This window comes from Mycolicibacterium anyangense (assembly GCF_010731855.1).
Taxonomy (GTDB): Bacteria; Actinomycetota; Actinomycetes; order Mycobacteriales; family Mycobacteriaceae; genus Mycobacterium; species Mycobacterium anyangense.
The window spans coordinates 3,735,160-3,758,013 of record NZ_AP022620.1 but is presented as its reverse complement, the minus strand read 5'-3'; the positions used below and the strand labels follow the sequence as shown (position 1 = coordinate 3,758,013).

Genomic DNA, 22,854 nt, shown 5'->3' with positions numbered 1-22,854 from the left:
TCACTCGTTGACGGTCAGCAGGATCTTTCCGTAGGTCTGCCCACTGGCCAACGCCCGGTGGGCTTCGGCCGCTTCGGTGATCGGATAGCGGCCGCCGATGACGGGTTTGACCCGGCCGTCGCCGATCATCGGCCACACCGAGGCCACCACTTCGTCGACGATCGCGCTCTTGCCGTGCGCCCCGCCGACGGGTCGGGCGCGCAGAGTTGTCCCGATGACCCGCAATCGCTTGGTCATCACCTTGCCGATGTTCAGCTCGGCCTTGACGCCGCCCTGCATCCCGATGATCACCAGTCGGCCGTCGGGTGCGAGCGCATCGAGGTTGCGGTCCAGATATGCCGCACCCATGATGTCGAGAATGACGTCGGCGCCGGCACCGCCGGTCGCTTCGCGAATACGATTCACGAAATCGTCGTCGCGGTAGGAGATCACGATATCGGCGCCGAATTCCCGGCAAAGGTCGAGTTTTGCCGGTGACCCTGCCGTCACCGCCACGGTGGCGCCCAATGCGTGGGCGATCTGGATGGCGTGGGTGCCGATACCGCTGGCGCCGCCGTGCACCAACAGTACCTCGCCTGGCGTGAGGGCCCCGGCCGAGACGATGTTCGACCACACCGTGCACGCCACCTCGGGCAGTGCCGCGGCGTCGTGCACGCTCACCCCCGGAGGGATCGGCATGACCTGGCCAGCGGGCACAGCAACGTACTCGGCATAACCGCCGCCGGCCAAGAGAGCGCAAACCTCTTGTCCCACGCTCCATTCCGTGACGCCGCCACCTACGGCGGCGACAATTCCGGAAACCTCCAGCCCCAGGATGTCGCTGGCTCCCGGAGGCGGTGGGTACTTACCCGCTGCCTGGAGCAAATCCGCGCGATTGACGCCGGCGCTACTTACCTTGATGAGGACTTCGCCGTGCTCCGGTGCCACGTCGGGCACCTCTTGCCACAGCAGGTGATCAGAGCTCTCGGCGATGATGGCGCGCATGAGATAAACGTACTACCGGTACGTTTCGCCGCGAAGCGAGGCTTTTGGCCTCGAACTCGCTAGCGTCGCTTACGATTGCGCTATGGGAGGGATTATTGCGGGGCGGACTGCATCTGAAATGCCGGGGCTGGATATTGCCGAGCAAAGAGCTTGGCAGAATTTTCTGGACGCGGCGCTGCGACTCTACGGAACGTTGAATCGCGGCTTGGTGGACAAACACAAGCTGACGCTGGTGGATGTCCGGTTGTTGGAGATCTTGGACAACTCCGAGACGGGCTCGGCGCGGATGGGGGATCTGGCCGAGCAGTTGATGTCGTTGCCGAGCCGGGTGACACGTCAGATTCGCCGGCTGGAGACGGCTGGGCTGGTTCGCCGGGAGGCGAGCCCGGACGACGGGCGCGGAGTGTTGGCCAGTATCACCGACCGTGGCCGCGAGGTGGTGGAGGAAGCGATGATGACGTATGCCCGTGGCGTGCGTGAGAACTTCCTGGGTCCGCTGTCGCGTCCGCAGATGTCGGCGATGGGGGAGAACTGCCGCAGGATCAGCGCCTCGCTGAAGGCGGCCGGCTCCTCGGCGAAATTCGGCAGGGTCTAGGAACCGCGTCTAGGTCGCCCGACGGTCGCACCCAAACGCCCACCGCTTACCCTTGTACACGGTGGCGTGGCAGAGCGGCCTAATGCACTCGCCTTGAAAGCGAGAGACGGCTAACACCGTCCGGGGGTTCAAATCCCTCCGCCACCGCTCTTTGGGCGGCTGTGCCGCTTCCTGGCAGCGGCGTACCACCTTTCTGTGGGTTCGGTGTACACCGTCTGTGTACCGGCGGTCGGGTTTCTGTGGGTCACCTTGAGGTACGTGCTTTGCGGCCCCTGTCGGGCGTACAACGGAGCTACAGGCGACAAATTCGTTGCTCGGCCACCAATGGAGTGTTGGCCGGGTTTCTTGGCGCCGTCCGCTGAACGCTCGAAAGGTGTTGTCCCCCATGAACTCAGACGTGAACCTGAAAAGCAGCTCGGATTCCCGTAAGAGGTTGCTGGCAGCGACGGTAGGCAGCGGCGCTCTCGCGGTGATGGCACTGTTCGGTATCGCCCACTCGCTGCCCACCGCAGATACCAGCGGCGTGACCGCGGACTCCGGCAAGGAGACCAAGATGCCCGGCTTCACCTCGCCGGCCGTCAGCGGCATGGAGATGGGTGCCACCACCACCATGCAGCCCACCGACGAGCCGACGGCGCTGGCGACCACGAAGGCCGTCCCGGCTATTACACCCGCGGGCAACTAGTCAGGCGCGACTATTCGCCGGTGAATTCCGGCGCGCGCTTCTCGAACATGGCCTTGATGCCCTCGCCGAGGTCCTTCGATGGCAGGAACGCGGAGTTCCACGCGGCGACGTAGCGCAGGCTGGCCGCGACGTCGGCGGTGCGCTGCTCGTCGAGCACATCCTTGACGCCGTGCACCGCCAGCGGCGAGTTGGCGGCGATCTCCGCGGCCGTGGCGTGGGCCGCGGCCAGTGTGGCGTCGGCGTCGGGGTACACGTCGTTGACCAGCCCGATCTTCTCGGCGCGAGCGGCGTCGATGTCCTTACCGGTCAGGGCGAGCTCCCGCAGGTGACCGTCGTTGAGGATGTAGGGCAGCCGGGCCAGGCTGCCGACGTCGGCGACGATCGACAGCTTGACCTCACGCACCGAGAACTTGGCGTCGGCGCTGGCGTAGCGGATGTCGACCGCAGAAATCAGGTCGACGCCGCCGCCGATGCACCAGCCGTGCACCGAGGCGATGGTGGGGGTGCGGCAGTCGGCTACTGCGCTGATCGACTCCTGCATCCCCTTGAGCTTCTTGTGGAAGTTCGCGCGGGGGCGGGCGGACGGATCACCTCCGGCTGACGGCAGCATGGCGCCCATGGCCATCAGGTCCAGTCCGTAACTGAAGTTACGGCCCGAGCCGGTCAGCACGATGGCGCGGACCTCGGGGTCGGCGTCCAGCTCGCCGAAGACCACCGGCATCTCTTCCCAGAACGCCGGGCCCATGGCATTGCCCTTACCCGGGCCGAGCAGCGTCACCTGGGCGACGTAGCCCTTGACCTCGACGGCCAGTGATTCGTACGGCTCACTCATGCCATGAGGCTACGACGGGGCCTTACTCCAACGTCACCTGGGGCCGCCGGGCCGCGATACCGGCGCCAATGGCGAAGAACGCCACGAGCAGGGCCCCCACGCCGATCGCGATGGGTGTCGAATTGCCGACCAGCGCGGGCAGGTTCTGCAGGATCAACGCGAATGCGATCACCAGGCCCACCAGACCAAGGCTGGGTGCGATGAACGCGCGCCACACCGACACCTCGAGCTGGCCGGCCCGCTTGCGCTTGGCGAAGAAGACAAGCACAGCAACCGATGTCGCGATCAGCAGGGTAGTGACACCAACCGTCGAGATGCCCGCCAGCCAGGTGTAGAACTGCGTCACCGGGTCGAGCTTGAACAGGATGCCGATTAGAAGCGCGACCGCCACGATGACGGCGTCGGCGCCGGAGGCCAGGTGCGGCGAGCCGTGGCTGGCGTGCGCCTCGCCGAGCTGGCCGGGGAACACCCGGCGGTTGGACAGGGTGAACACGTAGCGGGCGACGATGTTGTGGAAGGACAGGATGCAGGCGAACAGGCTGGTGACGAACAGGACCTGGACGATGTGCAGCCCGGCGGTCCCGAGGTACTCCCGGGTGGCTGTCGGCAGCAGGTCCGAGGGTGCGTTGAGCGCTGCCTCGACCACTCGGCTGTCGCCCCACGCGCTGATCAGCGCCCACGTCGAGACGGTGTAGAAGATCCCGATCAGGATCACGGCCAGGTAGGTCGCCCGCGGGATGGTGTGCAGCGGGTCGCGGGCCTCGTCGCGGAAGACGGCGGTCGCCTCGAAGCCGATGAAGCTGAGGATCGCGAACAGCAGAGCCAGACCCGGTGCGCCCGAGACGATTTGCGAGGGTGTGATGATGCCGGTGGACAGGCCTTCGTGGCCGCCGGTGAAGATGACTGCGGCGTCGAGGGCCAGCACGATCGCCACTTCGCCGATCAGCAGTACGCCGAGGACATTGCGGGACAGGTCGATGTTGAAGTGACCCAGCAGCGTGACAATGGCGAATGCGATGAATGCCCATACACCCCAATGGATCTGAGGCAGACCGTAGGACGAGAACAGGGCCTGGGCGCCCTGGCCGATCAGGCCGTACACGGCGATCTCGAGGGTGAGGTAGGAGATCAGCGCCACGAACGCGAACCCGAATCCGGGCACCTTGCCCAGGCCTTTGCCGATGTATGAGTAGAAAGCTCCGGCGTCCGGTACGTAGGGTGTCAGCGCGGTGAACCCGACGGCGAACAGCAGGATGATCACAGTGCTGACGACGAAGATGGCGGGGAATCCGGTCCCGTTGCCGATTCCGATGCCGAGCGGAACCGGCCCGCCGATCACACCCAACGGTGACGCGGCTGCTACCACCACGAACACGATGCCCCAGACACCGAGCGTGCCGCGCAGCTTGCGGTGCGGACGTTCACCGGTCGCCGGAGCTGTTGTCGTTGTGTCAATCTGGTTAGACATGCCGTCCCCTCGGGATCGATATTCGGGCTGGCGAAACGGTAAGCGCGCATCCTTACGTTCCCGATAGTTCCGATCAGTGCGATTGCATGCCGCGCCAGTGCGCCCGCGGCGGCGTACGACAGTCAGGTGAGTCGATCAGTGCCGCCCCCGTCTGCTACGACGTTCGGCGTCGAAGAAGAGTTCCTGTTGGTCGACGCCGGTACGGGTCAGCCCGCCGGCAAGAACTCGGCTGTCGTGGCAGCGGCGGCGGCCCTCGGGTTGAGGTTGACCACCGAGTTCGCCAACTGCCAGGTCGAGATCGATACCTCGGTCCACACTTCGGCGGCGGAGCTGCGTGACGATCTCACCGAGCAGCGGACGTTGGCCGCCAGGGCCGCAGCGAGTCTGGGTACGCGGTTGCTGCCGGTCGGGGTTCCGCCCGTCGGCAGGCTGCCCTTCACCCTGACCGACAGCAGCCGCTTCGAGTGGATCACCGAGTCATTCGGCAGCCTCACCTACGGCCAGGTGATTTGCGGCGCCCACGTCCACGTCGGAATGCCCGATCGCGAAACCGCCTTGCAGGTCGGCAATTACGTCAGGCTCTGGCTACCGTCGCTGCTCGCGTTGACGGCTAACTCGCCGATCTACGGGGGATTCGACACCGGTTACGCGAGCTGGCGTGCCGTCCAGCAGACCGGCTGGCCGGTGTCAGGTCCGCCACCGTACTTTCGCTCGCTGGAGCACTTCGACGAACTGACCGCGGTGCTGCACGAGACGGGTGCGGTGCTCGACGAGCGAATGCTGTACTGGGACATTCGTCCGTCAAGTCATCTGCCGACCATCGAGGTGCGGGTCAGTGATGTCCCGGCGACAGTCGAGGAGTCGGTCACACTTGCCACTGTGATTCGCGCACTGGCGATTACCGCGCTGGCTGAACTCGACGCGGGGCGTACCGCGCCCGAGGTCGGGACGGAGACCCTGGTGGCCGCCAAATGGAAGGCCGCCCACGATGGCGTGACGGGTCAGGGGTACGACGTAGTCGCCGGCACCCTCACCTCCGCGCAGGAGGCGCTGGGCTCGCTCGTCGACTGGGTAGCGCCCGCCTTGGAGGATCTCGGCGAATTGGCCAACGTCAGGCAGTCGGTGCAGCGAATCCTCACCGAGGGCAATGGCGCGGTGCACCAACGCCGCAAGCTCCGGTCGGGCGGCGGTCTACGGGACCTCATCGCCGACCTAGCCGTGCCGGTCGCGCTTGCGGGTTCGGTCTGACGGGCCGGTCCTGCCCGCGCGGCCGCTCGTCTCTGATGTCAGACGGCGCCAATGTGCTGAGCAGTCAATGGTTTTCGCAGCGGTGCTCGGTGCTTACCCCTCTCGCTAGGGGTTGTCGCCCCCCACACCCCGAACTGCTCCGGTGTGGTCAGCGCGTGCTCGAGGCAGCGAACCTTGATCGGGCAGTTCCAGCAGATGGTCTTGGCCTGCTGTTCCAGGCGGCGACGCTCTCGCCTCGGGCTGTCCTCGGGGAAGAAGATCTCCGTCGGTTCGCCAACGCAGTTGCCTGATGCCTGCCAGTCCCATTCCCACGCGAAGGACTGCGCGAGTGGACGCGGAAAGCTATGCGAGCCTCTGGTCAGCTGACCTGCTCGTTGCACCACGTGTGACCTCCGATGCCGCTCGGCCTGTCGTTGTGAATCGAGCATGATGGGCGAGCGTGCCGAGATCGAGGTATCGAATCGCGGTGAATCTGGTTGCTGGCGGGCGTGCCGACCCTGAGCCGTCGAACAAAGACGCCGGGCCGTTAGCCGGTGTTGGATCCGCTTTCGGCGATGCGTCGGACGGCGTCGATGAAGACGTCGATTTCGTCGTAGGTGTTGTAGAACGCGAACGACGGCCGGACGGTGGTTTCCACGCCCATGCGGCGCAGGATCGGTTGGGCGCAGTGATGTCCGGCGCGCACGGCGATGCCTTCGGCGTTGAGGGCTTTACCGACTTCGAGGGATTCGTGGCCGGCGAGCACGAAGGACAGCACGCTGGCCTTCTGTTCGGCGGTCCCGATCAGGCGCACCCCGGGGATGGCGGCCAGCCGCGGGGTGGCGTAGTCCAGCAGGGCGTGTTCGTAGGCGGCGATCCGGTCGATGCCGACCTTCTCGACGTAGCGGATCGCTTCGCCCAGCCCAACGGCATCAGCGATGTTTCCGGTGCCGGCCTCGAACTTGTTGGGCAGGCCCTGATACAGCGAGCGTTCGATGGTGACATCGGCGATCATGTTGCCCCCGCCTTGCCAGGGCGGCGTCTCGGCCAGCACCTCTTCGGTGCCGTAGAGCACGCCGATCCCGGTGGGCCCGAAGATCTTGTGCCCGGAGAACACCAGGAAGTCGGCCCCGGTCTGGGAGACGTCGATCGGGATGTGCGGGATGGACTGGGCGCCGTCGATGAGCACGCGCGCCCCGTAGCGGTGGCCGAGTTCGACGATCGTGTCCACCGGGGTGACGGTGCCCAGGGCGTTGGAGACCTGGGTGGCCGAGACCAGCTTGGTTCGCGGACCCAGCAGGTCCTCGAACTCACCGAGCAGCAGATTGCCGGCATCGTCGACCGGGGCGACCCGCAGGACCGCACCGGTCTGCTGGCAGATCATCTGCCAGGGAACGATATTGGCGTGATGTTCGAGGTGGGTGATCACGATCTCGTCGCCAGCCTTGAGGTGCTTGGCGCCCCAGGCTTTGGCCACCAGATTGATGGCCTCGGTGGTGCCGCGCACGAAGATGATCTGCTCGGCCTTGGGTGCCCCGATGAAGCGGCGCACGGTGTCGCGGGCTTCTTCGTAGGCGTCGGTGGCCCGGGCGGCCAACTCGTGGGCGGCGCGGTGGATGTTGGAGTTCTCGTGGGCGTAGAAGTAGGCCAGCCGGTCGATGACCGCCTGCGGCTTCTGGGTGGTCGCGGCATTGTCGAACCAGATCAACGGTTTGCCGTTGACCGTCTCGGCCAGGATCGGAAAATCAGCCCGGATCGCGTGGACATCGAAGACCTCATGACGATCCGGCAACTGCGGCACCGGCTCGGCCAACACCGACACCGGCGAGGTGAAGTAGTAACTTCCCTCATCACCACCGGGTGTCGCGACCGCGGGGGCCGACAGAAAACCGAGATCCGGTATCCCCGCAACGCCGGTCGGCCAACTGGGTGCCGAACCACGCGGCGCCACCGGCGCGCTGGGCGCTGCGCCGGCGAGCACACCCGGCACCGTCGGCACGATGCCCTCGGGCACTGCGAACTCGTCGAAATGCGGCGGGGTGCTTAGATCCGGTGCACTACCGCGCGGCGCCACCGGCACCGCACCCGGCGGAATCGGTTCGGGGCCAGGCGAACTCGCAGCAGACACCGTCACACCCGGTGCCTCCAGGAACACCGCGGGCGGGCTGAACGGCTGCGCACCTGCCGCCCCGCTCGCGTAGGAAGCCGCCGCGGTGGTGTCGGGCATCGAACCCCGTGGTGCCGGTGGCACGGCCTGTGGGGGTGAATCATTTCCGGGCCGGATGCTGCCCGCCAGCAATTGCGTTGCCAGAGCGGCCAATTCGGCCTCGCTGATCGGGAGGTCGCCTTCGGCGTCTACCGATCGATACTCACTTGTACTCATGGTACTGATCCACCGCAACGCCATCGAGCACCGCCAACGCATCATCGGTCAGCACCGCCAACGACGAATACAACGACACCAGATACGACGCGATCCCCGACCGATCAATCCCGGTGAACCGCACCGACAGACCCGGCGCCTGCTCACCGACCAGACCCGGCTGGAACAACCCGACCACACCCTGGCGCTCCTCACCGGTACGCACCAGGATGAACTTAGTCTTGCCCTTCTCCACCGGCACCTTGTCACTCGGGATGATCGGGATACCGCGCCAGGTGATGAACTGCGCACCAAAGAGATTGACCACCACCGGCGGCACCCCACGCCAGGTCGCCTCCCGACCGAACGCCGCCACCCCCAACGGATGAGTCAAGAAGAACGCCGGCGTCTTCCACACCTTGGTCAACAAACCATCCAGATCATCCGGGGTCGGCGCGCCCTTGAGCGTCTTGATCGTCTGCTCCGGGGTGACCTGCGACAGCAACCCGTACTCGGGGTTGTTGATCAGCTCGGATTCCTGGCGTTCCTTGATCGTCTCGATCGTCAGCCGCAACTGCTGGGTGATCTGGTCATGCGGGCTGGAGTACAGATCCGAGACCCGGGTGTGCACGTCGAGCAGCGTGGAGATGGCGCGCAGCGTGATCTCACGCGGGCTGGTCTGATAGTCGACATACGTCTGCGGCAGTGGGTCCTCGATGTTCTCCCCGCCGACCTCGGCGTGGATCGCCACCCGATCCGGGTTCGCCACCCGGTTCACCCGGTAGATACCAGCCTCCACCGGCACCCAGCTCAACAGGTGCAACAAAAACCGCGGAGTAATCGTCTCCAACTGCGGGACCGTCTTGGTCGCATTCGCCAACTGCCGGGCGGCAAGCGCGCCAAGTGCCTGAGATTCATTCTGTGCCGACGTCATCGTGATCCCTCCGACTTTTTTGGTGGACCAATCATGTCCGTGCGACGTGAGGCTGCACAGGTTTGGACATCAGCGTGATGCGAACCCCGGTGCCGCGTGCCGTTGGCGTCGCGTATGGTATTGGGCATGCAACAGCACGCTCCGCTGCGCTCTGGCTTCACGCGCTGCCTCGACGTGCGCTGTTGTTGTTGTTGATTCTTCTGACGCCGTAATCCCTGCGCTCAGCCCGCCGCCTATTCGGCGCGTTGATCTGCGCTATCGACGTATCCAGAGAGATCAACCAGATGACCACCTTTGCCCTGCCAGCCCTCGCTGCCGCCCCCGTCGCCGTCCGGCGCCGGGTCAGCCCGACACCGTCGGTGGACCTGTCCAGGATGACCCGCTACCGCCCGGGGACCTACTCGCACACCGTCGACACGATCGTGTTCGCGGACGGGACCTCGGCACGTACCGACCTGATCAGGCTGAACCCGAACATCGAGGCCTACTCGCTGGACTTCGCCGGTGTCGCGCCGAGCCGGCCGTCGCGCTACCGCGCCGACACCTGGTCGGCGGTGCCGCACCTGCAGGCCCGCGCCCACGAGGCCGAGGTGGATTGGATCCTGCGCAACTCCTACCCGACCCTGTCGACCACCGAAATCAGCCGGCGGCTGCGTGCGGCCGGATACCGGCTGGGGACGCGCAACATCGCCGAGCACGAGGCCATCGCCGGCACCCAGGCCGCGATCTGGCGGTTGACCAATGGTCTCGAACTCGACGACCGCCCCCGCAACGTCCCGGCCCGTGTCCAGTACGCCCCGGGGTCGGTGGACGTCGAATTCGATGGTGAGCGGCAGCTGGCCGGTTACACCGCGACCATCTCTTCGAGCGCCGGTGCGGTCCTGCGGCTGCAGAAGTCCGATGACGGGCAGGTCTGGGCGGACGTGGCATCCTCGCAAGTACACGTCGACGCCGGTGCCGGCCAGGTCAGTAAGGCGCTCGGCGTCGGCAGCACGGTGTCCGACAACAGGATCAGCCGGGGCGGGCGGGGATTCCGGTACTACCGGCTCCTGATCGACGGCGATGCCGTCATCGACGAGGTCACCTTCGAACTGCACGGTTCCCGCACCTACCGCAACGCCGAGCCCGTCGTGTTCCTCTATGACTACCTGCTGTCCGGGGCCCGGTCGGCCGCCCGCCAGACCGTCACCCCGTCGCTGCTCGCCTCGTCGGCCGTGGTCGAGGGTGCGATCTTGGGGCCATTCCGGCTGGCCGCTACCGACGCTGCCACCATCAGGGTGTCCGACGGACAGGTCGTCGATGCCGACGGCTTGGTGATCGCCGAGCCGTTGGAGCCGGGTGCGGAGTTCTATCTGCGGGTGTCGCCCGGGGCAGAACAGGCCACCTTGACCATCGAGGTGCCGGGCCGCGCGGACGGATTCGGTGGCCGGGTAATCACCGGGGTGGCCCGCGACGAGGTCGCCGGTGATTACACGCCGCTGGCGCTGGCCGTCCCGGCGCAGCTGGTAGTCGAGTTCGATGTCGAATGGGCCGCACCGCACATCAAGGCCGTCGCTACCGTGTAGTGATGGGCGACGAACTCACCGCAGGACCGCAAGCTCCACCCACCGACGAACTGGCCAGTGCCGAAGCCACGCTGAGCGTGCTGCAACAGGCCGTGCACACGATCGCCACGGACGATCTGTCGAAGCCGACTCCGTGCAGCGAGTTCGACGTCGCCGGTCTCACCGACCATCTGCTCAACTCGATCACCATGCTCGGACGGGCCGCAGCTGCCGAGCTTCCCGGGCGCCGCCCGGACGATTCCGTGGAACGCCAGATCATCGCCGCCGCCCGCCCGACGTTGGACGCCTGGCATCGGCGTGGATTGGGCGGCACGGTCCCGTTCGGCCCCAGCGAGGTGCCTGCCGGGTACGTGGCGGGCATTCTCTCGCTCGAATTTCTCATCCACGCTTGGGATTACGCGACGGCCACCGGACGGACGGTCAACGCCCCGGATTCCCTCGTCGACTACGTCTCCACACTGGTGCACCGGGTCGTCACACCGGAGGGCCGCATTCGGGCCGGCTTCGACGATCCCGTCGAGGTACCCGACAATGCCTCTGCGCTGGACCGGCTGCTCGCGTTCACCGGCCGAGTGCCGATCAGCTGATCGTCGAGATCCAGTCGGTGGCGAAGGCCAGAAAGGTGTCGTTCTCCGCAGGCGCGCCGATGGTCACCCGAACACCGTCGGTGCCGTAGGGGCGTACCAGCACCCGCGCCTCGGCCGCCTTTTCGACGAAGTCGAGGGTGTGTTCGGCCAGCGGTAGCCAGACGAAGTTGGCCTGCGTGGGTGGAAATGTGTAGCCCAACTCGGCGAGGGCCGCGGTGACCCGGCGCCGCTCGGCCACCACGGCGTCGGTGCGTGCCATCAGCTCGTCGGAGGCTTGCAGCGACGCGATCGCGGCGGCCTGTGACACCGTGGTGGCGGTGAAGGGGACGTAGACCTTGCCCAGGGCGACGATCAAGTCCGGGTCGCCGACCGCATAGCCCACCCGCAGCCCAGCCAGCCCGTAGGCCTTCGAAAAGGTCCGGATCACAACCACGTTCGGGTACGACCGGACCAGACCCAGACTGTCGGGGACCATCCCGTCGCGGATGTACTCGACGTAGGCCTCGTCGATCACGACCAGGATGTCCGACGGCACCGCGGCGACGAACCGGGCCAGCTCGTCGGGGTCGACGACCGTCGAGGTCGGGTTGTTCGGATTGCAGACGAAGATCAGGCGGGTGCGGTCGGTGATGGCGGCGAGCATCGCGTCGAGATCGAAGGTGTGGTCGCGCAGGGGCACCTGGACCGGCGTGGCCCCGGCCACCCGCACCTGCAGCGGGTAGACCTCGAAGCTGCGCCAGCCGAAGACGACCTCGTCGCCCACGCTGGAGGTGATCTGGATCAGCTGCTGGCACAGGCTCACCGAGCCGCAGCCGACCGCGATGTGCTCGGGGGCGAAATCGACGTGCTTGGCCAGATGTTCCTTGAGTTCGACGTAGCCGTTGTCGGGGTAGCGGTTGATGGTCTCGGCCGCCGCCGCGATGGCCTCACGCACGCTGGGCAGTGGACCGTGCACCGTCTCGTTGCTGGCCAGCTTGATCGCGCCCGGCACGGTCTTGCCCGGTGTGTAGGCAGGCAGGTCAGCCAGTTCGGGGCGCAGACGGACGGTCACCCGACCAAGTCTAGGGGGGCGGGCGCGGGCCGCTCCGCCTCGGTCGAGGGAACCGCTTTGCCATCGGCGATCCCGGCTGTGTACTCTGTCGGATCGGCGGATCTGAGGGCCTTCACGGGACTTCGGTACGCTCAGATGGTTCAGGAGGCGTGCCAGAGCGGCCGAATGGGACTCACTGCTAATGAGTTGTCCCCCTTACAGGGGACCGGAGGTTCAAATCCTCTCGCCTCCGCCGCGGCTGACTCGTCGGCCACGAACAACTGAAGATGACGGCGCCCGTAGCTCAACGGATAGAGCATCTGACTACGGATCAGAAGGTTAGGGGTTCGAATCCCTTCGGGCGCACTCGGCAGAATTCAAGCCGGGCTCAGTAGGCGCCGGCGTTGGGGCCCATGTCGGTGTACTGCGGAACGTTCGGCTGCGGCACATTGCCGGTTCCGCCGGCGTTCTCGCCCTCTTTCCAGTACAGGTCATCGGTAGGCAGCGGTGCCGGGCCGGTGCCTTGGGCGTTCTCGTTGGCATCCCAGTAGTACGGCTCGTTCGGGTCGGGCCACAGCAGGCCGCTTCCGGAGTCGTCGGCCACCGCCGTCGCCGCGGTGGAAAGAGACAGTCCGGCTACCGTCAACAGGGCCAGCGCCACTGCCCGTGCACGTGTCATCCCGCTATCGTCGCCCACTTCCAGGCGGCCGGGAGGTTTTCCGGTAAACGACCGGTGCAACGCACGCCCGGACGGTCAGGGGTGGGTATGCAGCTCGGCGGGCAGGTCCGACCACTGGGGCGCTTTGCCCGCAGTGCGGAATCGGTGCGCGGTAAAGCGAATTGCCTGCAGCTGACCCAGGCCCACCAGGACCAGCGGCCACAGCGCGCCGGCGATGCCGGCGGCGATGGCGCGGACCACCTCGTTGGGCGGATCGAAAGAGTCGAAGCGCGTGCTCACGCACCAGGTGGCGATCGCGACGCCGATCGCCGGTACGAGATACAGCGCTATCCACACGGGACGCCACCTCTCGGCTCGACAACTACTCAGCCTAGAGTTTCAGACTCTTCTGAGGAGAGTACTGCCGTTTGCCGTGAATTTGCTGAGATCGCGACAACCGACGCAATAGCTCCATCGTCGCGTGACATTCCACTTACGTGACCGTCAAACCCCCGTCGACCACGATCGTTTGGCCGGTGACGTATCCGGCAGCGGGCGAGGCCAGCCACACCGCGGTTGCGGCGAGCTCGTCGGGATCGCCCGTGCGGCCCAGCAGCACCCGCGGCAGCTGGCTGTCCAGGTAGCCGGGCTGGTACTCGTCGGTCATCTCGCTCTTGAAGAATCCCGGCGCCAGCGCATTGACCCGAATTCCTTTACGCGATCCCCACTGTTGGGCCAGGTCGCGGGTCAGGCCGATGACACCGGCCTTCGATGCGGCGTAGGCGGCCTGCGGCAGGCCGGCGGTGGTGATCCCCAGTATGCTCGCGATGTTGATGATCGAGCTCCCCGGCTGCATCACCCGGCCGCAGGCCTGAGCCATCCAGTACGAACCGTTGAGGTTGACGTCGACGACCTTGCGGAAATGCTCGGGTGCCTCCCGGGTGGCGGGGACAGCTGCCCCGATGCCGGCGTTGTTGATCAGCACGTCCACTCGGCCGAACTGCTCGACCGCCGAGTCGACAAGTTGCTGGCACTGCTCGGGATCGGCCACGTCGGTCTTGCGGGTGTACACCCGGCGGCCCGCCCCCTCGACCAACGCGGCGGTCGCCGCCAGTTGCTCGAGCCGCCGCGCGCCGAGCACCAGATCGGCACCTGCCTGCGCGAAGGCCTGCGCGAAGGACACCCCGAGGCCGGAAGAGGCGCCGGTGACGACGACGACCTTGTCGTCGAGGCGGAAGGAATCGAGAATGCTCATGCTTGGGGGCTCCTCAGCACCTGGCGGGCGATCGCGTACTTGTGCACCTCGGTGGGTCCGTCATAGAGCCGGAAGGCGCGCATATCGGAGAAGATCATGCCGACCGGGGTCTCGTCGGAGATGCCCATGCCGCCCAGGATCTGCACACAGCGGTCGGCCACCTTGAACAGTTCCTCGGACACGTAGGCCTTCACCATCGAGCTTTCGTGCCGGCCCTTGGCGCCGGTGTCCAGCGCCCAGCAGGCCCACCAGATCGCCAAGCGGCACTGCTGCAGGGCGATCTCGTTGTCGGCGATCATGAAGCCCACACCCTGGTGCTCGCCGAGCGGTTTGCCGAAACCGGTGCGGGTGCGAGCATGGTCGACCGCGATGGAATGCGCCCGCGAGGCCGCGCCCAGCCACCGCATGCAATGCGTCAATCGCGCTGGGGTCAAACGCAATTGGGCATAGCGCAGGGCCTGTCCCACCTCGCCGAGGACCGCCGAGGCGGGCAGTCGCAGGTCGTTGAACCGCACGACGCCGTGACCCTCGACGTAATTGCGGTCCATCGTGTCCATCACGCGTTCGAGTTCGATACCGGGCGTCTGGCCGTCGCACAGGAACAGGGTGGGACCGTCGGCCCCGTGCGGGTTCGGTGCCACGCGCGCCATGATGATCCAGGTTCGAGCCCCGTTCGCACCGGTGATCAGCCACTTGCGGCCGTTGATCACGTAGTCGGTGCCGTCGAACACCGCTTCGGTGGCCAGCTGGCCGGGGTCCGAACCGGCACCGCCGGGTTCGGTCATCGCGAATACCGACCGCTGCCGGCCCTCGATGACCGGGACCAGGAACTTCTCCACCTGTTCGGGGTTGGCGATCTTGGACAGCACGAACATGTTGCCCTCGTCAGGTGCCGCGCAGTTCAGGGCGACCGGGCCCAGTGTCGACCAACCGGCCGCCTCGAACAGCACCGCCTGTTCGCGGTGCGAGGGCTCGCGGCCGCCGAACCGATGCGGTGCCTGGAACGTCAGCAGTCCAGCCTCGCGGGCCAGCTCGACCAGTTCGGAGCGCAGCTCCTCGTTGGGGCCGTGCCGGGTGAGTCGCGGGTCGCGCTCGAAGGGCACGATCTTGTCGACGACAAAGCTGCGGATCTCGTCGCGCAGGGCGGCCAGGTCGTCTGGAATCTCGAAATCGATCATCGTTGTCCCTCCATGATTGCCAGTGCCCGCTGGAACAATTGCACCGTTGCATTGTGTAGGCGATCACCAATTTCCTTGGGCGCCAGGCCTGCTGCCGCCCGAGCGTTCGATCCCTCCAGGATGATGCCGAGTTTGAAACAGGCCAGCACCGTGTACCAGTCGATGCCGGACAGGTCTCGGGTGGTGTTCTGCGCGTAGCGTGCCACCAGTTCCTCGGGGCTGGCCAGGTCTCCGGCGTCCATCAGCACGTTGGTGAGAACCGAGTCGTGGTCGGGGTCGTACCACGTCGCCAGCATCCAGCCGAGGTCCAGGAGGGGATCGCCGATGGTGCACATCTCCCAGTCGACGATGGCCACCACCTCCGGTCCGGTGGGCGAGAACATCACATTGGCGGCGTGATAATCACCGTGCATGATGCCGGGCTTCCAGGACGACGGCTGGTGCTGCTGCAGCCAGGTCGCCACCGCGTCGACATCGCCGATGTCGGGTCCGTCGTAGTTGTCGAAGCCGCGGTAGGACTCGAGCTCTGAAAGCCATCTCGGCACTTGGCGTTCCAGGAATCCGTCGGCTTTGCCGAAATCTGACAGACCCACCGCCACGTGGTCCACCGCTCCCAGCCGGGCCACCGCCTCGGCCATCGACAGTCCCATCTCGTGCCGGATGGCCCCGTCGCCAGCATGCAGCGCGGGCAGTGCGGCGCCGGCGTTGAACCCGTCGATGGGTTCCATCAGGTAGAACACGGCGTCGCCGAGCACCGAGGTGTCCTCGCACACCGCGATCAGGTGAGGGTGTGGAACATCGGTGTCGGCCAGTGCGCTCAGTACCCGGGTCTCGCGCAGGATCACCTTGTTGCTGATCGGCCGCAGATGCCGGGGCCCGCGCCGGAAGACGTAGTCGCGACCGGCTCTGCTGAATCGCAGCATGACGTTCTGGGTGCCGCCGACGATCTCGACGACGTCGTCGATCGGGCCCTCGCCGAGCCCCTGTTCCGACATCCAGTCGGCTACTGCGGTCAGGTTGTCCACGCCGGTGAACCTACCGTACGGTTGGTTGGTCCAGTCCTTTCGGCCATGGCAACTTGCTGTCGATGGTGTGGAACACGCTCCAACCAACCACCGTACCCAACGCGATCGACAGAATCGCGGCACCGGTAGCGCCCAAGCTGGACACCCCGACGTTGCCTCCTGAGGCGGCTTGGCTCACCGACTCGAAGCTCAGCGCACCCGGCACCAACGACCAGAACGCCGCGAGCATCATGACGACGGCCGGTGGCGCGGTCTTGATCCGGGCGGCCAGCATCGCGAAGGGCACCACCAGGATGGCACCGACGAAACCCGAGTGGGCCGCGGACATGACCTTGCCGGCCAGTTCCTGTCCTACCAGGGCCACGGCAATCGCAGCGATCAGCCACAACAGGGATCCACGCGGAGCGGACAGGTAGACGTAGAGACCGATTCCCACCACAACGATCGCCACGTACAACGACCATGGACCCATCTGGGCCGACGGACTCTGCGGGTACACCTCGCCCGCCACCTGAACGCCCAGGGCCACGCCGAATACCAGCAACGCCAACTGTGCCATCCCGTACATCAGCCGGCTGGCTCCCGAAATGATCTGTGAGGCAGCAAGTTCCATCGCGCCAATGGTCAAGGCCATGCCAGGCAGTGTCGCCACCAGCGCCGGCGCGATCACCCGAAGGAGGCCGTCGTTCGCGGTGTCGGCGACGAACCAGGTGGCCAGGACCGTGACGATGGTGGCGGACAGCGTCGGTAGCATCGGATTCAGGCCCGGGAACGGTCGACCCAACTGAACGATGGCGCCCACGACCAGGCCGAGGAACAGATAGCCGGGCAGCGACGCCCACGTCGGGTTGATCACCATGCCGAATCCCACGGTGGTGACGGCGTATCCGATCGTCGTGGCGATCGGTCCGTATCGGGGCTGGAGGGTGCGGGCCGCCTCGATCTCGGCGACCGCATCGGCCGGGGTGATCGCACCGACAGCCGCCAGGCTGGCGATATCGTCGATGCGCCCGGCCATGTCGAGCTGCAGTGACGAGTGGGTTGACCCGTCGACCTGGTAGGCGATGGTGCCGACCTGGATCATCAGCATCGTCGGCAGTACCACCACCCGCACCGGTTCGCTGGTGTATTGCGCGGCGATCTGCAGCAGGCGGCCTTCCACCAGTTGGGTAGGCTGCTCCACCTCCACCAGGGCGATGCCGATCGCCCGAAGCATCGCGGCGATCTCGACCTGATCGTGGGTATCGGGCGGTCCCAGTGGTTCCGGGGGAGTCTTGCGCACCGCGTCGAACCATCGCTTGCGGCGCGCCCGCCGTGTCTCCTTGGTCATCGAGTGGCCGCAGCCGCGTCCTGCTGCTGGCGAGCCTTCTGCCACGGCCAGTAGCCGGTGACCTCCAACTGCAACGAGAAGCTGAGGAACGTCCGGATCAGCACGATGCCGCCGAGCACCGCGACACTGCGGGCGTCCGGGGTGACCGCCACCGTGCGGATGATGTCGGCGGCGACCAGGAACTCCAGGCCGAGCAGGATGGACCGGCCCAGCTGTTCGCGGAACACCCGGTAGGCGGCGCCGGATTTCAGCCGGGGGACCACTCCGGCGGCCGAGATCAATGCGCCCAAGGCGATGACGGCGACGCCGACCCCGTCGATCGTCTTGCCGACTATCTCGATGACCTCGAAGAAACTCATCGAGGCAATTGTAGGAACGCCCGGCCTATCGGGCCGGTAGCACCGCCGTGGCGTTCGCGGTTCCGTTGACCCCGGCTGCCCTGGTACCCCGCACCGTGACTTCGTCGCCAGAATGCAGGGCTGCGCGCGGCTGGCGGGTCTCGGGATCGATGCGGAAGGTCTGCGTGTAGCCGTCGGCGCTGCGCACCGTGATCGAGGTGTCGGTGGCGGCAGTGACGTTGCCGGTCTGGCTCAGCTCGGTGGTGAAGCCGCCCTTGCCGTCGGGGACGACGGACTCGCTGTGGACCGGGCGGGTGCTGTCACCGGGGAATCCCGGTCCACCCGGCGCCCACCCGGCCCCGCCCATCCGGCCGGGCCCGCCATCGTGGGAGACGCCGGTCGCGGCATGGATGACGAGGCCGCCCGCGACGGCGAGCGCACCAGCGATGGCGACGGCGGTCAGCGTGGTGCGAGTGGACCAGGCCGGCGGCCGGGCCGCCGGGGCTCCCCACACGTCGTCGTGCCCGACCGCGTCGTGTTCACCAGTCATACCGTCAGTCATACCGTCCACCGTGGGCGGTCAACATGAGCGGCCGCTGTGGCCGTGATCGGGACGCTCTATGCGGTCCGGCTTTCACAGCCGGAGCATAGGGATTGCATAGGGTCGGCTCATGGCTCGTCCCATACTGGACTTATGACGTCTTCTTCGGCCGATCGTGTGGTGATGCGGCGCGCCGACGGCAACCCGATCAATGTCCTGGTGGTCGACGACGAGGCGGTGCTCGCCGAGATGGTCTCGATGGCCCTGCGCTACGAGGGCTGGAACATCACCACGGCCGCCGACGGCGCCTCGGCCATCTCCGCCGCGCGCACCGCCCGCCCCGACGCGGTAGTGCTCGACATCATGCTGCCCGATATGAGCGGACTCGATGTCCTGCGCCGGCTCCGCGAGCAGAGCCCGAGCCTGCCGGTCCTGCTGCTCACGGCCAAAGATGCGGTGGAAGACCGGATCGCGGGTCTGACCGCCGGCGGCGACGACTACGTGACCAAGCCGTTCTCCATCGAGGAGGTCGTGCTGCGGCTGCGAGCCCTGCTGCGGCGGACCGGTGTCACCACCGAGGACAGCGGCGCCCAGATCGTCGTCGGCGATCTGGTCCTGGACGAAGACAGCCACGAGGTGACCCGCGCGGGCGCCCCGATCGCGCTGACGTCCACCGAGTTCGAACTGCTGCGGTTCCTGATGCGTAATCCCAAGCGGGTGTTGTCGAAGGCCCAGATCCTGGACCGGGTGTGGAGTTACGACTTCGGCGGCCGGTCCAACATCGTCGAGCTGTACATCTCGTATCTGCGCAAGAAGATCGACAGCGGCCGCGAACCGATGATCCATACGCTTCGCGGCGCGGGTTATGTTCTCAAACCTGCGTGCTAGCACCTGGTCGCTGAGCGCCCGGCTGCTCATCGGACAGGTCAGCCTGCTGGCGGCGGTCTGCCTGGGTATCGGCACGATCACCCTGGTGGCCCAGTACCAGTATCTGGTCGGCGAGGTCGACGCACAGTTGCGCGAGACCGCCCACCGCGCGGCGATGATGTACGGCGAACCGCTGCCCCCCCCGCCGCCGGGCTCGCTGCCGGGCAGCGGCGACCGCCCGAACTATCCCCGTCCCGGTCCCGGCCCGCAGTTCCTCGACGCGCCGGGGCAGCCGATCGGGCTCGCCGCTGGCGTGATCCGCGACGGCGTCGCCACCAACGCCGGGGTCTTGGCGGCCGGTGGTGTCCGCCTTGCACTATCGCCGAAAGCCGAGCAGCAGCTTGCCGACGCAGTCGGTCAACGGCATTCGGTCACCGTCGATCTCGACGGGCTGGGCAGCTACCGGGTGATCGCCGCACGCAGCAGGATGACCGGGGACACCCTGGTGATCGGGTTGAGCATGCGCAACGTCGACAGCACTCTGTTGCGGGTGGCACTCATCTTCGCCGTGGTGACCGCGGCCGCCATGATCATCGCGACCACGGCCGGGATGCTGATCATCCGGCGTGCTCTGACCCCGCTCAACCGGGTGGCGGACGCCGCAGGGGCGGTGGCCGACCTGACGCTGGACCGTGGCGAAGTGCAACTGCCCGTGCGTATTCCGCCGCCGGACGCCAACCCGCACACCGAGGTCGGGCGGCTCGGTCTGGCCATCAACCGGATGCTCGAGCACATCTCGGCGGCGCTGTCGACCCGTCAGGCCAGTGAGAGCAGGGTCCGGCAGTTCGTCGCCGACGCCAGCCATGAGCTGCGCACACCGCTGGCCGCCATCCGCGGCTACACCGAACTGGCGCAACGCAAACGCGACCAGATGCCCGATGACGTCGCACACGCGATGGGGCGGGTGGAGTCCGAAGCCGTGCGGATGACCCAGCTGGTGGAGGATCTGCTGCTGTTGGCCCGCCTCGACTCGGGGCGCCCGCTGGAGCGCGAACCCGTTGACCTGTCCCGGCTTTCGGCCGACGTCGTCAGTGACGCCCATGCAGCAGGACCCGAGCACTGCTGGAACCTCGACCTGCCGCCGGATCCGCTCTATATCGTCGGTGACGACGCCCGTCTGCACCAGGTGGTGGCCAATCTGCTCGCCAACGCCCGCACTCATACACCGCCGGGGACGTTGGTGACGCTGTCGCTGGATACCGAACCCGGCGCGGCCGTGTTGCGGGTGGTGGACAACGGTCCCGGTATCCCCACCGAACTGCAGTCAGAAGTGTTCGAGCGCTTCGCCCGCGGTGACACCTCACGCTCGCGCAAGGGCGGGTCCACCGGCCTCGGACTGGCCATCGCCTCAGCGGTCGTGAAGGCGCACGGCGGCAGTATCGGCCTGCGCAGTACACCCGGCAGCACCGAGTTCACGGTGCGGCTGCCCTGCACAGCGGGGGCCTAGCCACGGCTCAGGTCGGGGATATCGTGTGCCGGCAGCATGGCACGGTGACTGCTTCAGTTCGCCGTACCCAACGTGTTGCGCTGGTGGCACTGCTGGGTGCCACCGCAGTGCTGTATCTGTGGAACCTCGGTGCCAGCGGTTGGGCCAACGCGTTCTATTCCGCTGCCGCGCAAGCAGGTTCGAAGAGCTGGACGGCCTGGCTGTTCGGATCCAGTGATCCCGCCAACGCGATCACCGTGGACAAGACGCCCGCCGCGCTGTGGGTGTCGGGGCTGTCGGTGCGCATCTTCGGTCTCAACCCGTGGAGCATCCTGGTGCCGCAGGCCGTGTTCGGGGTGGCCTCGGTTGCCGTGCTCTACGCGAGCGTGCGCCGGGTCGGCGGGGCGTGGGCGGGGCTGGTGGCCGGTGCTGTCCTGGCCGCCACACCGGCCGCGGCACTGATGTTCCGGTTCAACAATCCTGATGCGCTGCTGGTGCTGGCACTGGTGTGCGCCGCCTACGCGACCCAGCGGGCACTGGACCGCGACGCCGCGGTGTGGTGGCTGCCACTGGCCGGAGTGGCCGTCGGGGTCGGGTTCCTGGCCAAGATGATGCAGGCTTTCCTGGTACTGCCCGCGCTGGCGCTGACATTCGCGGTGGCGGCCGACCTGCCGCGGCACGCCCGGGCACGACGACTGATCGCCGCAGCGGCAGCCCTGGTGCTGACCGGTGGCTGGTATCTGGTGCTGGTCACGGCGTGGCCGGTGAACTCACGCCCCTATATCGGTGGATCGCAGCACAATTCGATCATCGAACTGGCTCTGGGCTACAACGGTCTCGGACGGCTGACCGGTGCGGAGACCGGGGGGCTGGGTAACCTGAACTACGACGTGGGCTGGGCGCGGCTGTTCGGCGCAGAGATGGGCCCGCACGTCGCGTGGCTGCTGCCAGCCGCGGTGATCGCGCTGGCGGCCGGACTGTGGATCACCCGGGCCCGGCCGCGGACCGATGTCACGAGGGCCGCGCTGCTGATGTGGGGCGGCTGGCTGGTCATCACGGCCGTCGTGTTCAGCTATGCCAACGGCATCCTGCACCCGTACTACACCGTAGCCCTGGCGCCGGCAGTGGCCGCGACTGTCGCGGTCGGGATCCGCCTGCTGTGGCAGCGCCGAGCCGATATCCGCGCCAGTACCGTACTGGCCGGGATGTCAGCCATCACGATCGCGCTCAGTGACATTCTGCTGCAACACTATCCGCTCTGGCTACCGTGGCTGCGGCTCGCCATTCTGATCGGCGGTATCGCCGCATCCTTGTTGCTGGCCGTGATCGGCCGCCTCCCGCGTCCGGTCGAGGTGATGGTGGCGGCCCTCGCCGTCGTCCTGGCGTTGGCCGGTCCGGCCGCGGTGTCGGTGGCGACGGCGTCGGCGCCGAGGTCTGGCGCCATCCCGTCGGTGGGGCCGTCCGAGGGCGGTGGGATGCCGGGATTGTTCGGTGCACCCCGGCCCGGCCCGGAACTCGTTGCGGCGCTGCGTTCCGACGCGTTCCACTACACCTGGGCTGCCGGCGTCGTCGGGTCGAGCAATGCGGCCGGATACCAGCTCGGCGCGGGTGTCCCGGTGATGGCCGTCGGCGGATTCAACGGAACGGACCCGGCGCCAACGCTGCAGCAGTTCCAGGATCTTGTCGCCCACGGCCGTATCCACTGGTTCGTACACAGCACCATGCCCGGTCCGGCGTTCGCCGGCCGATCGGGTAGCGACGCGGCCGAGCGCATCAATGACTGGGTGAGCGAGAACTTCTCGTCCCGAATTATCGACCGCGTCAAGGTCTATGACCTGACGCATGTGCTCACAGGAGGGTCATAGCCCGGACCAACGTCCGGCTCAATCCGGTGCCCCATGATCGAG

General features: G+C 66.8%; 23 protein-coding genes and 3 tRNA genes. 11 read left to right on the top strand and 15 right to left on the bottom strand.

Features of this window, described 5'->3' with window-relative positions; genetic code table 11:
• Positions 1-984, bottom strand: a complete 984-nt coding sequence (locus tag G6N35_RS17835) for an NAD(P)H-quinone oxidoreductase (RefSeq protein ID WP_163805450.1) — start codon at positions 982-984, stop codon at positions 1-3.
• 82 nt (positions 985-1,066) lie between these two features.
• On the opposite strand from G6N35_RS17835, the gene G6N35_RS17830 reads away from it, so the two are divergent.
• The 3 genes from G6N35_RS17830 to G6N35_RS17820 all read left to right on the top strand — a co-directional run bounded on the left by G6N35_RS17830 (position 1,067) and on the right by G6N35_RS17820 (position 2,264).
• Positions 1,067-1,579, top strand: coding sequence for a MarR family winged helix-turn-helix transcriptional regulator (locus G6N35_RS17830; protein WP_163805449.1), 513 nt, complete (start codon positions 1,067-1,069; stop codon positions 1,577-1,579).
• 60 nt (positions 1,580-1,639) lie between these two features.
• Positions 1,640-1,726: transfer RNA gene (locus tag G6N35_RS17825), tRNA-Ser, on the top strand.
• Positions 1,727-1,964: 238 nt separating this feature from the next.
• Positions 1,965-2,264: a hypothetical protein gene (locus tag G6N35_RS17820; protein WP_163805448.1), complete on the top strand. Its 300-nt coding sequence runs from the start codon at positions 1,965-1,967 to the stop codon at positions 2,262-2,264.
• A gap of 10 nt (positions 2,265-2,274) precedes the next feature.
• Here the strand turns inward: G6N35_RS17820 and G6N35_RS17815 are convergent, their stop codons facing one another.
• Together G6N35_RS17815 and G6N35_RS17810 are read right to left on the bottom strand one after the other, a co-directional pair.
• Complete coding sequence (locus G6N35_RS17815; RefSeq protein WP_163805447.1) at positions 2,275-3,096, bottom strand: crotonase/enoyl-CoA hydratase family protein; 822 nt, start codon at positions 3,094-3,096, stop codon at positions 2,275-2,277.
• A gap of 22 nt (positions 3,097-3,118) precedes the next feature.
• Positions 3,119-4,564 carry an APC family permease gene (locus G6N35_RS17810; RefSeq protein WP_163805446.1) on the bottom strand — a complete coding sequence of 482 codons (1,446 nt, stop codon included), beginning with the start codon at positions 4,562-4,564 and terminating at the stop codon, positions 3,119-3,121.
• A 138-nt stretch (positions 4,565-4,702) separates the two neighbouring features.
• Here G6N35_RS17810 and G6N35_RS17805 point away from each other — a divergent pair, with 138 nt between their 5' ends.
• Entirely contained in the window at positions 4,703-5,812 is a 1,110-nt protein-coding gene (locus G6N35_RS17805) for a carboxylate-amine ligase (protein ID WP_163805445.1), read from the top strand.
• Positions 5,813-5,850: 38 nt separating this feature from the next.
• On the opposite strand, the gene G6N35_RS17800 is transcribed toward G6N35_RS17805, so the two are convergent.
• The 3 genes from G6N35_RS17800 to G6N35_RS17790 form a co-directional block, all read right to left on the bottom strand.
• Positions 5,851-6,240 carry a WhiB family transcriptional regulator gene (locus G6N35_RS17800; protein ID WP_163805444.1) on the bottom strand — a complete coding sequence of 130 codons (390 nt, stop codon included), beginning with the start codon at positions 6,238-6,240 and terminating at the stop codon, positions 5,851-5,853.
• A 98-nt stretch (positions 6,241-6,338) separates the two neighbouring features.
• Complete coding sequence (locus G6N35_RS17795) at positions 6,339-8,174, bottom strand: family 2A encapsulin nanocompartment cargo protein cysteine desulfurase (RefSeq protein WP_163805443.1); 1,836 nt, start codon at positions 8,172-8,174, stop codon at positions 6,339-6,341.
• Complete coding sequence (locus tag G6N35_RS17790; protein WP_163805442.1) at positions 8,161-9,087, bottom strand: family 2A encapsulin nanocompartment shell protein; 927 nt, start codon at positions 9,085-9,087, stop codon at positions 8,161-8,163. The genes G6N35_RS17795 and G6N35_RS17790 overlap by 14 nt, the downstream gene beginning before the upstream one ends.
• Before the next feature lie 284 nt (positions 9,088-9,371).
• On the opposite strand from G6N35_RS17790, the gene G6N35_RS17785 reads away from it, so the two are divergent.
• Complete coding sequence (locus G6N35_RS17785) at positions 9,372-10,652, top strand: thioester domain-containing protein (RefSeq protein ID WP_163805441.1); 1,281 nt, start codon at positions 9,372-9,374, stop codon at positions 10,650-10,652.
• 2 nt (positions 10,653-10,654) lie between these two features.
• Entirely contained in the window at positions 10,655-11,239 is a 585-nt protein-coding gene (locus G6N35_RS17780; RefSeq protein ID WP_163805440.1) for a TIGR03086 family metal-binding protein, read from the top strand.
• Here G6N35_RS17780 and hisC read toward each other — a convergent pair.
• On the bottom strand, positions 11,232-12,290 hold the full coding sequence (gene hisC, locus G6N35_RS17775) for a histidinol-phosphate transaminase (RefSeq protein WP_163805439.1): 1,059 nt from the start codon (positions 12,288-12,290) through the stop codon (positions 11,232-11,234). The genes G6N35_RS17780 and hisC overlap by 8 nt on opposite strands.
• A gap of 143 nt (positions 12,291-12,433) precedes the next feature.
• On the opposite strand from hisC, the gene G6N35_RS17770 reads away from it, so the two are divergent.
• Positions 12,434-12,522, top strand: a tRNA-Ser gene (locus G6N35_RS17770).
• A 40-nt stretch (positions 12,523-12,562) separates the two neighbouring features.
• Positions 12,563-12,635, top strand: a tRNA-Arg gene (locus G6N35_RS17765).
• Positions 12,636-12,657: 22 nt separating this feature from the next.
• Here the strand turns inward: G6N35_RS17765 and G6N35_RS17760 are convergent.
• The 8 genes from G6N35_RS17760 to G6N35_RS17725 all read right to left on the bottom strand — a co-directional run bounded on the left by G6N35_RS17760 (position 12,658) and on the right by G6N35_RS17725 (position 18,615).
• Positions 12,658-12,948, bottom strand: coding sequence for a hypothetical protein (locus tag G6N35_RS17760; protein ID WP_163805438.1), 291 nt, complete (start codon positions 12,946-12,948; stop codon positions 12,658-12,660).
• 75 nt (positions 12,949-13,023) lie between these two features.
• Positions 13,024-13,284: a hypothetical protein gene (locus G6N35_RS17755; RefSeq protein WP_163805437.1), complete on the bottom strand. Its 261-nt coding sequence runs from the start codon at positions 13,282-13,284 to the stop codon at positions 13,024-13,026.
• A gap of 136 nt (positions 13,285-13,420) precedes the next feature.
• Complete coding sequence (locus G6N35_RS17750; protein WP_163805436.1) at positions 13,421-14,182, bottom strand: SDR family NAD(P)-dependent oxidoreductase; 762 nt, start codon at positions 14,180-14,182, stop codon at positions 13,421-13,423.
• Positions 14,179-15,360 (bottom strand): acyl-CoA dehydrogenase family protein, encoded by a 1,182-nt coding sequence (locus G6N35_RS17745; RefSeq protein WP_163805435.1) that lies wholly within the window; start codon positions 15,358-15,360, stop codon positions 14,179-14,181. The genes G6N35_RS17750 and G6N35_RS17745 overlap by 4 nt, the downstream gene beginning before the upstream one ends.
• A complete protein-coding gene (locus tag G6N35_RS17740) occupies positions 15,357-16,355 on the bottom strand; it encodes a phosphotransferase family protein (RefSeq protein ID WP_163807756.1) in 999 nt (332 codons plus the stop codon). Before G6N35_RS17740 ends, G6N35_RS17745 begins: the two co-directional genes overlap by 4 nt.
• Before the next feature lie 40 nt (positions 16,356-16,395).
• Positions 16,396-17,715: a threonine/serine exporter family protein gene (locus tag G6N35_RS17735; RefSeq protein ID WP_163805434.1), complete on the bottom strand. Its 1,320-nt coding sequence runs from the start codon at positions 17,713-17,715 to the stop codon at positions 16,396-16,398.
• A complete protein-coding gene (locus G6N35_RS17730; protein WP_163805433.1) occupies positions 17,712-18,074 on the bottom strand; it encodes a DUF1622 domain-containing protein in 363 nt (120 codons plus the stop codon). The genes G6N35_RS17735 and G6N35_RS17730 overlap by 4 nt, the downstream gene beginning before the upstream one ends.
• Before the next feature lie 25 nt (positions 18,075-18,099).
• A complete protein-coding gene (locus G6N35_RS17725) occupies positions 18,100-18,615 on the bottom strand; it encodes a hypothetical protein (RefSeq protein WP_163805432.1) in 516 nt (171 codons plus the stop codon).
• Positions 18,616-18,777: 162 nt separating this feature from the next.
• On the opposite strand from G6N35_RS17725, the gene G6N35_RS17720 reads away from it, so the two are divergent.
• Genes G6N35_RS17720 through G6N35_RS17710 form a run of 3 tightly spaced genes read left to right on the top strand, consistent with a single transcriptional unit; the run spans position 18,778 to position 22,812 of the window.
• Positions 18,778-19,482 (top strand): response regulator transcription factor, encoded by a 705-nt coding sequence (locus G6N35_RS17720; RefSeq protein ID WP_163807755.1) that lies wholly within the window; start codon positions 18,778-18,780, stop codon positions 19,480-19,482.
• The gene (locus G6N35_RS17715; RefSeq protein ID WP_163805431.1) at positions 19,460-20,968 is read left to right on the top strand and encodes a sensor histidine kinase; all 1,509 of its coding nucleotides are present in this window, start codon (positions 19,460-19,462) and stop codon (positions 20,966-20,968) included. Before G6N35_RS17720 ends, G6N35_RS17715 begins: the two co-directional genes overlap by 23 nt.
• 44 nt (positions 20,969-21,012) lie before the next feature.
• Positions 21,013-22,812, top strand: coding sequence for a glycosyltransferase family 39 protein (locus tag G6N35_RS17710; protein WP_246224345.1), 1,800 nt, complete (start codon positions 21,013-21,015; stop codon positions 22,810-22,812).
• Positions 22,813-22,854: the final 42 nt, after the last annotated feature.